This is a genomic window from Qipengyuania flava (genome assembly GCF_019448255.1).
Classification (GTDB): domain Bacteria; phylum Pseudomonadota; class Alphaproteobacteria; order Sphingomonadales; family Sphingomonadaceae; genus Qipengyuania; species Qipengyuania flava_A.
In genome coordinates, this window is sequence record NZ_CP080410.1 from 1513299 (window position 1) to 1525519 (window position 12221).

A 12221-nucleotide genomic window follows, 5' to 3' on the forward strand; every position below is an offset into this window, starting at 1 on the left:
GCAGCGCGGAAGCCGTGCGGATTGACAATCGACAGCCTCTGGGGAACCTCACCGCCATGGGCTCCGGACCACTCCTCATTATCTGGCACAGTCGCACGGGCGCTAGCGAGCAGCTTGCCGCGGCGGCGAAATCCGGCGCGGGCGAAGCGGCGCGCCTTGTGAGGGCGAGAGATGTGGAGCCGGACGACTTGCTCGAAGCGTCGGGATACCTGTTCTGCTGTCCCGAAAACCTCGCGAGCATGAGCGGCGAGATGAAAGAGATGTTCGACCGCTGCTATTATCCGCTGCTCGGGAAGATTGAGGGCTTGGCCTATGCGACGATCATCGCAGCCGGGTCCGACGGTGAGGGGGCGCAGCGCCAGATCGACCGGATCGCAACCGGGTGGCGGCTAAAGCGCGTGGCACCCGCTGAGATCGTCAGAACGGACGCGCAAGACCCCAAGTCGATCCTCGCCCCGAAACAGGTTTCGGGCGAGGAGCTTGCCATGGCCGGAGAGATGGGCGCTGCCCTGGCGGAAGGTTTGCGCCAGGGAATCTTCTGATTTTGCGTCCGAAATCGAGGGTTTACGCTGGGAAGACTCGACGGGCTATCGGAATGCGTCCAAGAGTGCAGGGCATTGGGTTAGGGGGACAGTGCAAGGCGTGACGGTTGACGGGAACCCGCGCGAGCTGACCGGGCGACAAAGGCCCGGCCTGACCTTGCTGTTCGATCGTGGCGCGCGGCCGGACAGCGCGGCCATCCTGTCGTTGGTGGAATCCATCCGGGGCTGCGATGTGGCCTATGATCCCAGCGCGGTAGGATCGGCTGCGCATGTTGCCCAGGCCGACACCGACCGGGTGGAACGCCCGCAATGGCTCGAGCTGGTGTGCGATGGCTTGAGTTTTGATGTGCTCGGCCTTGGAAACTCCGCTCCTCTACCCGCGCCGGACGTTCGCTTTCGTGTCGGAATCGATGCGGAGCCGACCGACACCAGCGAAGCGATCGGCCTTTTCCCCGGCCCCCATATTGCCGAGGGCGCGCACGCCCTGCCGATCATCCGCACCCTCGCGCGGATCGGTGCGGTGATTGCGCGCGATTTGCCGGGGGTGCGGGCGGTCTGCTGGGGGCCTGCGCGCCTAGCGAGTTCCCCGGCGTTCCTCGACCAAGCCGTGACTGGATGGCTCGAAGGCGGGCCTTTCCCGGCACTCTGCTTCGTCGGGTTCGAGATGACGGATGCTGGGCAGCTTGAAACGGAAGGGCTGTCGTTCTTCATCGGACATGAACTCGAAGTCGCACCGGAGGCCGCACGGGACCGCCTTTCAGCGACACGGCTTGCCATGCGGCTCATCCACGAACTGGTCGGTGCGGAGCTCCCCGAGGAGACGTGGACTTTCCCTGCAGAAGACGGCGCGCCACTCACCCTATTGCGGGATGAGGCGAGCGGTCGGATCCGGGTGGAGCCGGGCTAGCGGTGTAAGTGGGGGAGGGCATCTTGGAGACCGCTTGCGCAGCACGCGCGCCAATGCCGTTTCGGGCAGTCAACAGGTGCGGGACGGCGGCTTACGATCCGTCACTGCAGCGCCACCACCTTTTGCCGCGCCAGCTGCTTGGCCAGCGATGCTTTGGACCGTTCTTCCGCACGCTCGGGCACGATCGCATCGGCTTTCACGATTTTCGCCGCAACGGTCTGCTTCTGCCTGCCCGCGAAGAGGCGGTGCGGCGGCTTGCCCTCCCGCTCCACCGCGGGCCACACCGGGACTACAACGACATGGTGATCGAGCGGGTCGGCCGGATCGAGCGTCACTGGTCGCTCCGTAGTCCAGGCGATCCCGCCCGCGCTGCCGAGATTGCCCTTTTGCATCTGGCGAAGCTGCAACATTCGCTGCGCCTGAACCTGCTCGACCGGCGAAAGCCCCTGCGGCTCAACCGCAAGGACCCGCTGGGCAAGGGTAAGGATTTCACCCATCTCGACGCCATGGCCGAGATGCTGTGGGGCGCGACGGGCTCCTAGGCGGTCGCCTTGGCCAGCGCTTCCTTGGCGGCGGTGTATTCGGCTTCGAGGCGCGCGACCGTTTCTTCGACCGGCGCGCTCTTGGTGACGGTGCCGATACCCTGGCCAGAGCCCCAGATGTCCTTCCACGCCTTGGCCTTGGTGTTGCCGCCGCTGCCGAAGTTCATCTTGCTCGGATCGCTTTCGGGCAGGTTGTCCGGATCGAGGCCGGCGCTTTCGATGCTCGAGCGCAGGTAATTGCCGTGCACACCGGTGAACAGGTTGGTGTAGACGATGCCGCTTGCGTCGCCTTCCACGATGCCCTGCTTGTAGCCTTCGTCGGCGTTGGCTTCCGTGGCCGCGATCCAGGGCGATCCGATGTAGGCGAAGTCCGCGCCAAGCGCCTGCGCTGCAAGGATCGAGCGGCCATGGGCGATCGAACCCGACAGGGCGACGAGCCCGTCGAACCAGCTGCGGATTTCTTGCATCAGCGCAAACGGGCTGAGCGTGCCGGCGTGGCCTCCCGCACCGGCGGCAACCGGGATCAGGCCGGTCGCGCCCTTTTCGATGGCCTTCCGGGCAAAGCGGTCGTTGATGACATCGTGCAGCGTGATACCGCCCCAGCTGTCGACAGCCTGGAACACCTCTTCGCGCGCGCCGAGCGAGGTGATCACCATCGGCACCTGCCACTTGGCGCAGGTTTCCATGTCCGCATCGAGGCGATCGTTCGACTTGTGGACGATCTGGTTGACCGCATAGGGCGCTGCCGGACGGTCCGGGTTGTCGCGATTGTGCGCGGCCAGTTCCTCGGTGATCTGGTGGAGCCATTCGTCCACCTGGCTTTGCGGGCGGGCGTTGAGGGCCGGGAAGCTGCCCACGATGCCCGCCTTGCACTGGGCGATGACCAGTTCGGGACCCGATACGATGAACAGCGGTGACCCGATGACGGGGATGCGCAGCTTGTCGAAGGGGGCGGGCAGGCTCATGCGATGGGTTCCTCTCTCAATGGGTGCGGCGGGGGGTATGGCGCGCGGGCGCGCTTGTCGAGGGTGACGTTACGTAAGGGTCAAGCTGCCGGAAGGACGTGCTCGATGTCGTAGATGCGCGCGGCGGTGCCAGCGAACAGCGCGCGCTTCTCATCCGCGCTGTGGCCTTGTGCGAGGCGCTTGAAGGCGTTCCACAGCACCGGATAGCTCGCGCCCCAGCGGTCGACGGGATAGTTCGATTCGAACATGCCGCGCTCAGCCCCGAAGGCTTCGATGCAGGTTTCGATATAGGGGCGCCACATTCCCGCAAGGTGCTCCGAACCGTGGCCCTTTGCCGGCCCATCCTCGGGCAGGCCGCAGAAGGCCATGGCAAGGCCGCCCAGCTTCACCGCCACATTGGGGCATTCGGCAAGCGCATGGATCGAGCGGCGCCAGGTGTTGAAGCGCTCGTGCAGCTTGCCGCGATAGCTCGCGATGTTGAGCGGCGTTCCGCAATGGTCGAGCACGATCTGCTGGTCGGGGAAGGCCTTGGCGAGTTCGAGCACATCGCCCAGTTGCGGTTCCAGCAGCCAGGCGTCGAAGGTGAGGCCGTATTCGCTATAGGCGGCAAAGCCCGCGCGGAAGGCGTCCGATCCGTAAAGCCCCTCTGGCGCATGGAACGGAGGGCCGAGCACTTCGGGATCGGCGTCCCAGGCGGCGGCGTGGCGGATGCCCTTGAAGCGGCCATTCCCGGCAGCAAGCAGCGCCTCGATCACCGGCTTCACCGCATCGCCCAGCGTCAGGTCCGCATGGCCGATGATGGCTGCACAGGGGCGATAGTCGCCATAGAGCCCGCTCGCACCCTGCGCCGCAACGCCGTTCACGAACTCGACCTCGCCGACCGGCTTCATCGCCTCGTCGCGGCTCGCGTCGTAGAAGGCACCGCATTCCATGAAGACCGTGCCGACGACGTTGTGGCCGCTGTGGGTGTCGGCGTGCAGCTCGTCGAAGGTGTAGTAGTCCGCGCCCGCAATAGCCTCGATGAAGTCGTGCCGCGGTTCGGGGAAGGAGGGCACCAAAGGGCGCAGGTCCCACAGGTGGTGGTGCGGGTCGATGATCGGAAGATCGGGTTCGAGGATCTCTTCGGTGGCGGTCATCTGGTGGCTCTCTCCCTATGGTGCGCGCCGTGTAGGACCGATGTCGGATTCCCCCGGCGCTGTTCCATCAGGATGGAACACATGGAACACGGTTCTGGCAAGGAAAAGTGGGGAGGGCGTGTCTTGCGGCGCGGAGGGTGCGAGCATTGGAGGTTGGGGGGCATCATGCCGACCGATTTACCCATGCATGATGAAGTAGGAAAATCGAATGGCAGCTAGCGACATGATTGCGAGCAGTCCGCCAAAGCGTTAGGCCAATAGTATGATGCCACAAGAACCAATCAGCACGAGGGAATTTATAGCCCATCAGCGCAATGCGACAAATGTGTTCATGGTGTTGTTCGCCATCATCTTGGCCGGATTCTGGGTCTACGGTCTCGCCGACTATTTGCTTGACCTAGGCTGGGGTTCAGATCCGAATGTGCTTTGGGCGGCGCCAGCGATGCTCTCGTGCGGGTTGGTCGTGCGCTTCGTTAGTCTCAAGTTTTTCGGCTTCATCGAGAATAACTACTGAAGCCCGCCTTCCACCCAAAACCAAACCTCACCCCACCGCCGAATTCGCCGCGCTGAGCACCGCCCTCACGCTCGCCGTCGCCACGTCCTCATCGATCCCGCATCCCCAGATGGTTTCGCCATCGGCGGTGCGGCATTCGAGATAGGCGGCGGCGCGGCTGTCGCGGCCGGTCGTCAGCGCGTGTTCGGAATAGTCCTTGATTTCCAGCGAGAGGCCGAAGGCGTCCTCGATGGTCGACAGCACGGATGAGATCAGGCCGTTGCCGCGGCCCGAGACGGTCTGTTCCTGCCCTTTGACCGCGATGGTGCCGGTAAACAGGCGCGTGCCGTCGCTCGCCCGGCGTTCTTCGTAATCGACCAGCTGGAAGTGCTTGTCGGTGGTCTGGACGTGGTAGGCAGATTTGAACGCTTCCCAGATGTCGGCGGCGTTCAATTCGCGCCCCAGTTCGTCCGCCATGCGCTGGACGTGCGGGCTGAAATCGGCCTGCATCTTCTTCGGCAGCTTGAGGCCCTGGTCCTGCTCCAGCACCCAGGCGAAACCGCCCTTGCCGGATTGCGAGTTGACGCGAATGACCGCCTCGTAACTACGGCCGAGATCGGCGGGATCGATCGGCAAATAGGGTACGCGCCAGTGCGGATCGTTCTGCGTTTCGAGCGCGGCAAAGCCCTTCTTGATCGCGTCCTGGTGGCTGCCGGAAAAGGCGGTGTAGACGAGCTCACCGCCATAGGGGTGGCGCTGGTGGACGGGCAGCTCGTTGCAGTATTCGACCGTCTCGATAACCCGGTCGATGTCCGAGAAATCCAATCCCGGATCAACGCCTTGCGTGTACATATTGAGGGCCATTGTCACGAGGCAGCAATTGCCCGTGCGCTCGCCATTGCCGAACAGGCAGCCTTCGACCCGGTCCGCGCCCGCCATCAGCGCCAGCTCCGCCGCCGCCACGCCCGTGCCCCGGTCGTTATGCGTGTGGAGCGAGATCACCGCGCTCTCGCGATTGGGCAGGTTGCGAATGAAATACTCGACCTGGTCGGCGTAGATATTGGGCGTTGCCGCCTCGACCGTGGCGGGCAGGTTGAGGATGATCGGATGGTCGGGTGTGGGTGCGAGCACCTCCATCACCGCTTCGCAAACCTCGAGGCTGAAATCGAGCTCGGCGGTCGAGAAAGTCTCGGGCGAATACTGGAAGTGCCAGTCGGTATCGGGCTGCTTGCCGGCTTCGTCGCGCATCACCTTGGCGCCGAGCACTGCGATGTCGCGCACCTGGTCCTTGGTCATGCCGAACACGACTTCGCGCCAGGCAGGGCTGACCGCGTTGTAGAGGTGGACGATGGCCGCATGCGCGCCGGTGAGGCTGGCAAAGCTGGTGCGGATGAGGTCTTCGCGGCTCTGGGTGAGCACCTGCACCAGCACGTCTTCGGGGACGCGGCCCGATTGCACGAGGCCGGAGATGAAATCGAACTCGGTCGCCCCTGCACTCGGGAAGCCCACCTCGATTTCCTTCACGCCCACCTCGACGAGCAGGTCGAAGAAGCGGTTCTTCTTGTGCGCGTCCATCGGATCGACAATCGCCTGATTGCCATCGCGCAGGTCGGTCGAAAGCCAGCGCGGCGGCGCGGTGATCGTGCGCGTTGGCCACCGACGGTCGGTCAGCGGCACCTGCGGGAAGGGCGAATACTTGCTGCTCGGATTGCGGAGCATGGGCATGGCAGGGGTTCTCGGGTCTTGCGGAAGATCGTGCGGGTGGTGAGGTCTTGGTCCCTTGGGCGCTCAGCGCACCGTCAGGAAGGCACGCCAGCTATCACGCCCAAGGGCGCGTAAGTCGCAGGATAATAAGGCCGAGCGGTTTGTGCATGGGCCTTGCTATGCGGTGCCTACGCGGGGTTGTAAAGCAAAAGAAGCTTGGGCATCGCGAGACATATTGTTTCGTGAGAGGAGAGAGAATGGCCGAAGGGCATGAGCTGTATGAGACCATGGGCTTGCTGCGCGTGGTGACCCTCGATCCGGAAGGGCGTGCCAGCCTCGAGTACGAGGCCAAGCGCGAACAGTGCCATTCGGGCGGTGTGGTGCAGGGCGGCTTCATCAGCGGATGGATCGACGCGGCGATGGCGCATGCGGCGATGGCCAAGAACGGCGAGGGCATCGTGCCCATGACGCTGGAACTCAAGGTCAGCTTCTTTGCCCCCACGCGCCCCGGCAAGGTGATCGCCGAGGCCTGGGTGGAACGGCACGGCAAGCGCACCAGCTTTTACGAAGGCCACCTCAAGGACGAGCATGGAACCGTCCTCGCCAAGGCCACCAGCACGATCCTGCTGGCGGATATGAGCCGGGTTGTCGAAGCCTCGAAGAAAGCGACAGGAGGTTAGGCATGGCTGCGATCACGCCGTTCGAACTGAAGATCCCCGAAAGCGAGCTGGTGGCGCTGGCCGACCGCCTAGACCATGCGCGCTGGCCCGAGCAGGAGCCGGTGGACGACTGGTCGCAGGGGACGAAGCTGGCCGCGCTCAAGGAACTCGTGGCCTATTGGCGGATCGAATACGACTGGCGGCGGTGCGAGGCGCGGCTGAACGCCATCGGACAATTCACGACCGAGATCGACGGCCTCTCCATCCATTTCCTGCATAAGCGCTCGAGCCGGCCGGACGCCGTGCCGCTCATCGTCACTCATGGTTGGCCCGGATCGGTGGTCGAATTCCTCGGCGTGATCGACGAACTCACCGAGCCCTCCGATCCGGAGGCGATGGCTTTCCACGTGGTTGCGCCCTCGCTGCCCGGCTACGGCTTTTCGGGCAAGCCAACCGGCACGGGTTGGGGCGTCGAACGCATCGCCAAGGCCTGGGCGGTGCTGATGGACCGGCTCGGCTACGAAGGCTGGGTCGCGCAAGGGGGCGACTGGGGCTCGGCGGTCACCACCGCGATCGGCCAGCTTGCGCCCAAAGGGTGCAAGGGCATCCACCTAAACATGCCGATCGGCCGTCCTGGTCCCGACGACATGCAAAGCACCGATCCCAAGGTGCTGAAGGCATTTCAGGCGCTCGGTTTCTACCAGGAATGGGACTCGGGCTATTCGAAAGAGCAGAGCACCCGGCCGCAGACGATCGGTTATTCGCTGGTGGATTCGCCCATCGGCCTTGCGGCGTGGATCCTCGAGAAGATCTATTACTGGACCGACAACGGGGGTTCGCCCTGGGACGCGCTGTCGATGGACCAGGTGCTTGATGACATCATGCTCTACTGGCTGCCGGCAACCGGCGCTTCGGCCGCGCGGCTCTATTGGGAAAGCTTTGCCAAGTTCGGGGACGGCAAGGTCACCATACCGTCCGGCGCGAGCGCGTTTCCCAAGGAAATCCTCCCCGCACCACGCGAATGGGCCGAGCGGACCCTGACGAACCTCGTCTACTGGAACGATCTCGACAAGGGTGGGCACTTCGCCGCCTGGGAGCAGCCCGAGCTGTTCGTCGCCGAACTGCGCGCCTGTTTCGCAGCAATCCTCGCTCAGTAACAATCGATCCGGGCAATGCGACCGTCCGGGTCGAGCTCGACGTTGAAGCGATGGGGACGCAGGTCCTCGATCACGGGTGTGTTGTAGGGGATCCAGCGAAAGTCGCCATTGGTGGTCGAGACCGCCATCCGACGCAGCGCCTCGCGTGCTTCGGGCGTGCCTATCTGACCGATGTAGCCTTGCGCCGCATCGGCGCCGCATTGGTCGGACGTAATGCCGAGGCAGTTGCTGCCTGCCGGCCGGCGGATGTCGGGGTTGATTCCGGGGCAAGGCGTGAGGTCGCCTTCCTGAGGTGCCTGTCCATCCGGGGCCGGAAGTGCAGTCGGCGTGCTTGCTGCAATAGCGGGAGACGGCGCAGGCGTCTCGTCCGGGTCGCCGGGAGAGGTGGGCGCGCAGCCGGCAATTAGCGCAATCGGGAGGAAAATGAGGGACTTCATGCAGCGCAGCCTGCGCCGGCGTGGCTGAGCAGTGGCTTAACGCCAGCGCAGCCGATCCGGCGCAAGCTGGTCGACCGAGGTGACGCCCATCAGGCGCATGCCGCGCTCGATCTCTTCTTTCAGGATGCCCACCGCGCGCTCTACGCCCGGCTGCCCGGCTGCGGCAAGGGCGTAGAGGTACAGACGCCCGCCGCTCGCCGCCGTCGCACCTGCGGCAAGGCTCTTCAAGGCATGCGTCCCGCGGCGCACACCGCCATCGAGGATGATCTCGATCTCGCCGCCGACCGCATCGACGATCTCGCGCAGCTGGTCGAAGGGCGCGCGGCTGCCGTCCAGCTGCCGCCCGCCATGGTTCGATATCATGATCGCATCGGCACCGATCTCGACCGCGCGCCGGGCGTCAGCCGCGCTCATCACGCCCTTAAGCGCGAATGTACCGCCCCAGTCCTGCCGGATGCGTGCGGCGGTATCCCAGTCCATGTTCACATCGAGCATGGTGTTGAAATAGTCCTGGATGCTCACCGCCTTGCCGGTCCCCTCCTGCACGTGCCCGTCGAGATTGGGCAGGCGGAACTTCGGCCCGAAGACATAATCGAGCGTCCAGCGCGGCCGCGTTGCGTAACTCCACAGCGCGCTGGGCGTGAAACGGGGCGGGGTGGTGAAGCCCGAGCGCAGGCACCGTTCGCGCTTGCCGGAAACGATGGTGTCCACGGTAAGGGCAATCGCGTCGAACTTTGCCGCCTGGCAGCGCTCGATCATGCTCGCGTTGAGGCCCTTGTCCTTGTGGACGTAAAGCTGGAACAGCTTGGGCCCGCTGGTCAGCTCGGCGATCTCCTCGATCGAATGCGTCGCGAGGCTCGATATGCCGAACCACACGCCGAACTTTTCCGCGGCACGTGCCACGGCGCGCTCCCCATCCCGGTGGAAGGCGCGCTGGAGTGCAGTGGGGCTGAGCATGAGGGGCAGGGCGCTTTCGCGGCCCATGATCGTGCAGCGTGTGTCGATCTGTTCGACCCCGGCAAGCACGTTGGGCACGAGGTCAACCTCGTCGAAGGCGCTGGTGTTGCGCGCCTTGGTGATCTCGTCGTCGGCGGCCCCGTCGATGTAATCGAACACGGGCCAAGGCAGGCGCTGTTTCGCGAGGAGACGGAAGTCATCGATATTGTGGCAATCGGTCAGTTTCATGCGCGGCCCAGCGCTGTCTGTTCGGCTTCGGTCAGCCGGCGCGGCGGGGCGATCGGTTCAAGCGTCCTGGCATCGAACAGCGCGCTGCGACGACGGTCTCCGGAAAAGAGGTCTTTCAGCATCCTCCCGAAGAAGCGTCGCATGAGGCGGCTGAAAGGCATTGGCGTGAGCGCGCTGCCGTCACCCGTGGCTTGCTCGGGAAACACGTGGCCGATTGGCGGGCCGAGAAGGTCGTCCGCCTTCGCCTTGTCAGCATTGGCGAGGAGCGTCGTCACATAAGGCACCTTGCCGTTCGCATAGGTGTTGAACATCGGCGAATTGCAGCACGCCGCATACCAGCGCAGCGTCTTGCCTTCGGTCATGTGGAGGCTGGCGAGATGCTCGCGGCCGGCGTGAATTTTTACCCGGGCGCAGCGCGATTGATAAAGGTCGGTACCGCCGAGTTCGTCGAGAACGCAGTCCTCCTGCCCGAGGTGCCGGACAAGGTCGCGGCAATCGACACAGTGGCAGACGACCCGGTCACCTTCGCTTGGCGAGACCTGCTCGACGACGCCCGCGACCGATCCGCATTCGCAAGCGAATTCAAGGCTGTCGGCCGCGCTCATGGTCTCTCCTTCCATGAGCGCGACTTAAGCCTCAGTTCTTGTCCTTGTCGACCAGCTTGTTGGCGCCGATCCATGGCATCATCGCCCGCAGCTGGGCGCCGGTCTTCTCGATCGGATGCGCGGCTGCGGCCTTGCGGCTTGCCTTGAGTTCGGGCTGGCCGGCCTGGTTGTCGAGCACGAAGTCCTTCACGAAGCGGCCCGACTGGATGTCGGCAAGCACGCGCTTCATTTCGGCCTTGGTCTCGTCGGTGATGATGCGCGGACCGGTCTTGATGTCGCCGTATTCGGCGGTGTTCGAGATCGAGTAGCGCATGTTCGCAATCCCACCTTCATAAAGCAGGTCGACGATCAGCTTGGTTTCGTGGAGGCACTCGAAATAGGCCATTTCGGGGGCGTAGCCCGCTTCGACCAGCGTTTCGAAACCCGCCTGGATGAGGTGGGTGACGCCGCCGCACAGCACGGCCTGTTCGCCGAAGAGGTCGGTTTCGCACTCTTCCTTGAAATCGGTCTCGATGATGCCCGAACGCCCGCCGCCGACGGCGCTGGCGTAGGAGAGGGCGAGCTGCTTGGCGAAGCCCTGGCCGCCCGACTGTTCGCTTTCCTGGTGGACCGCGATGAGGCACGGCACGCCGCCGCCCTTGATGTATTCGCCGCGCACCGTGTGGCCCGGTCCCTTGGGTGCGATCATGATCACGTCGATATCGGCGGGCGGATCGATCAGGCCGAAGTGAATGTTGAGGCCGTGGGCGAAGGCGAGCGCGGTGCCGGGGCGCATCTTGCCCGCGACCTCGTTCGCGTAGATCGCGGCCTGGTGCTCATCGGGCGCGAGGATCATGAGCACATCGGCCCATTCCGCCGCTTCGGAGACCGTCTTGACGGTGAAGCCGGCGCCTTCGGCCTTCTTGGCCGTGGCCGACCCTGCGCGCAGGGCGATGACAACCTCGCCAACACCGCTGTCCCGCAGGTTCTGGGCGTGGGCGTGGCCCTGGCTGCCGTAACCGACAATGGCGACCTTCTTGTCCTTGATCAGCTGCTGGTCGCAATCGGCATCGTAATAGACTTGCATTTCTAACCCCATTTTACGCGCGGTCGGTGCCGCGCATCATTCCCACGATCCCCGAGCGGCCGACCTCGACGAGGCCGAGTTCGCGCATCAGGGCAATGAAACTGTCGATCTTGTCCGGCGAGCCGGTCAGCTCGAAGACGAAACTTTCGGTGGTCGTGTCGACCACATTGGCGCGGAACAGTTCGGCGATGCGCAGCGCTTCCACGCGGTTGTCGCCCTTTCCGGCGACCTTCACCAGCGCCAGTTCGCGTTCCACATGCGCGCCGCTTTCGGTGAGGTCGATGACACGGTGGACCGGCACCAGCCGTTCGAGCTGGGCGCGGATCTGGTCGATCACCGGCTCGGGCCCGTTGGTGACGATGGTGATGCGGCTGATCGCGTGGTCTTCGGAAATGTCGGCCACGGTCAGGCTGTCGATATTGTAGCCCCGCGCGGTGAACATGCCGGTGATCTTGGCGAGAATGCCCGGCTCGTTATCGACGATGACGTTGAGGACGTGGCGTTCAGACACCTGCTGCGCGATTTTCATTGTTCGCAGTCCTGCCACACGGGTTCGAACATCCGGCCTTCGCCATCGTATTCGGCAAGGAACACGCGGCCCATGCGGATGGCTTCGAAATTCTCGGTCTGGCGGCTGAGGTCGAGCGTGTCGGCCAGCAGCGTCCAGTCGCCATCCTCGCGCTTTTGCGCAACGTCCATGCCGATGAAGCGGTGGCCGCTATCCTCGAGCCAGTCGAGCAGGGCTTCTGCATCGCTGCGCGTGAACCAGCTTCGCCGTTCGGCCCGGTCTGCGAAACCGGTCGGTATCTTCGCCATCATGCCC

Annotated in this window: 15 protein-coding genes and 1 pseudogene; 7 read left to right on the forward strand and 9 right to left on the reverse strand. The window is 64.3% G+C overall.

What is annotated here, in order from left to right; translation table 11 throughout:
* The first annotated feature begins 56 nt into the window (after positions 1-56).
* The 4 genes and pseudogenes from KUV82_RS07440 to KUV82_RS14225 all read left to right on the forward strand — a co-directional run bounded on the left by KUV82_RS07440 (position 57) and on the right by KUV82_RS14225 (position 1991).
* Positions 57-542 carry a flavodoxin family protein gene (locus KUV82_RS07440; protein ID WP_219953674.1) on the forward strand — a complete coding sequence of 162 codons (486 nt, stop codon included), beginning with the start codon at positions 57-59 and terminating at the stop codon, positions 540-542.
* 100 nt (positions 543-642) lie between these two features.
* Positions 643-1449: a hypothetical protein gene (locus KUV82_RS07445; protein WP_219953675.1), complete on the forward strand. Its 807-nt coding sequence runs from the start codon at positions 643-645 to the stop codon at positions 1447-1449.
* A 53-nt stretch (positions 1450-1502) separates the two neighbouring features.
* Positions 1503-1766, forward strand: a pseudogene (locus KUV82_RS14220) (AHH domain-containing protein); the annotation flags it as partial.
* Between the two features lie 69 nt (positions 1767-1835).
* Positions 1836-1991: a hypothetical protein gene (locus tag KUV82_RS14225; protein WP_258319912.1), complete on the forward strand. Its 156-nt coding sequence runs from the start codon at positions 1836-1838 to the stop codon at positions 1989-1991.
* On the opposite strand, the gene KUV82_RS07455 is transcribed toward KUV82_RS14225, so the two are convergent.
* Positions 1988-2956 carry an NAD(P)H-dependent flavin oxidoreductase gene (locus tag KUV82_RS07455; protein ID WP_219953677.1) on the reverse strand — a complete coding sequence of 323 codons (969 nt, stop codon included), beginning with the start codon at positions 2954-2956 and terminating at the stop codon, positions 1988-1990. The genes KUV82_RS14225 and KUV82_RS07455 overlap by 4 nt on opposite strands.
* An 80-nt stretch (positions 2957-3036) precedes the next feature.
* Complete coding sequence (locus KUV82_RS07460; RefSeq protein ID WP_219953678.1) at positions 3037-4092, reverse strand: amidohydrolase family protein; 1056 nt, start codon at positions 4090-4092, stop codon at positions 3037-3039.
* A gap of 262 nt (positions 4093-4354) precedes the next feature.
* On the opposite strand from KUV82_RS07460, the gene KUV82_RS07465 reads away from it, so the two are divergent.
* Positions 4355-4606: a hypothetical protein gene (locus KUV82_RS07465; protein WP_219953679.1), complete on the forward strand. Its 252-nt coding sequence runs from the start codon at positions 4355-4357 to the stop codon at positions 4604-4606.
* Between the two features lie 27 nt (positions 4607-4633).
* Here KUV82_RS07465 and leuA read toward each other — a convergent pair whose 3' ends face one another.
* A complete protein-coding gene (gene leuA / locus KUV82_RS07470) occupies positions 4634-6310 on the reverse strand; it encodes a 2-isopropylmalate synthase (protein WP_219953680.1) in 1677 nt (558 codons plus the stop codon).
* 236 nt (positions 6311-6546) lie between these two features.
* Here leuA and KUV82_RS07475 point away from each other — a divergent pair, with 236 nt between their 5' ends.
* Together KUV82_RS07475 and KUV82_RS07480 are read left to right on the forward strand one after the other, a co-directional pair.
* Positions 6547-6969, forward strand: coding sequence for a PaaI family thioesterase (locus KUV82_RS07475; RefSeq protein ID WP_219953681.1), 423 nt, complete (start codon positions 6547-6549; stop codon positions 6967-6969).
* A gap of 2 nt (positions 6970-6971) precedes the next feature.
* Positions 6972-8105 (forward strand): epoxide hydrolase family protein, encoded by a 1134-nt coding sequence (locus KUV82_RS07480; RefSeq protein WP_219953682.1) that lies wholly within the window; start codon positions 6972-6974, stop codon positions 8103-8105.
* Here KUV82_RS07480 and KUV82_RS07485 read toward each other — a convergent pair.
* From KUV82_RS07485 to KUV82_RS07510, 6 genes are read right to left on the reverse strand one after another with little or no spacing between them, the layout of a single operon-like run.
* Positions 8099-8542, reverse strand: a complete 444-nt coding sequence (locus KUV82_RS07485; protein WP_219953683.1) for a hypothetical protein — start codon at positions 8540-8542, stop codon at positions 8099-8101. The two genes, KUV82_RS07480 and KUV82_RS07485, sit on opposite strands and share 7 nt — an antisense overlap.
* Before the next feature lie 36 nt (positions 8543-8578).
* A complete protein-coding gene (locus KUV82_RS07490; RefSeq protein WP_219953684.1) occupies positions 8579-9727 on the reverse strand; it encodes an alpha-hydroxy acid oxidase in 1149 nt (382 codons plus the stop codon).
* Complete coding sequence (locus KUV82_RS07495; protein WP_219953685.1) at positions 9724-10332, reverse strand: DUF6151 family protein; 609 nt, start codon at positions 10330-10332, stop codon at positions 9724-9726. Before KUV82_RS07495 ends, KUV82_RS07490 begins: the two co-directional genes overlap by 4 nt.
* Before the next feature lie 31 nt (positions 10333-10363).
* Positions 10364-11398 (reverse strand): ketol-acid reductoisomerase, encoded by a 1035-nt coding sequence (gene ilvC, locus KUV82_RS07500; RefSeq protein WP_219953686.1) that lies wholly within the window; start codon positions 11396-11398, stop codon positions 10364-10366.
* Between the two features lie 13 nt (positions 11399-11411).
* On the reverse strand, positions 11412-11927 hold the full coding sequence (gene ilvN / locus KUV82_RS07505) for an acetolactate synthase small subunit (RefSeq protein ID WP_219953687.1): 516 nt from the start codon (positions 11925-11927) through the stop codon (positions 11412-11414).
* Complete coding sequence (locus KUV82_RS07510) at positions 11924-12217, reverse strand: hypothetical protein (RefSeq protein ID WP_219953688.1); 294 nt, start codon at positions 12215-12217, stop codon at positions 11924-11926. The genes ilvN and KUV82_RS07510 overlap by 4 nt, the downstream gene beginning before the upstream one ends.
* Positions 12218-12221 lie beyond the last annotated feature (4 nt).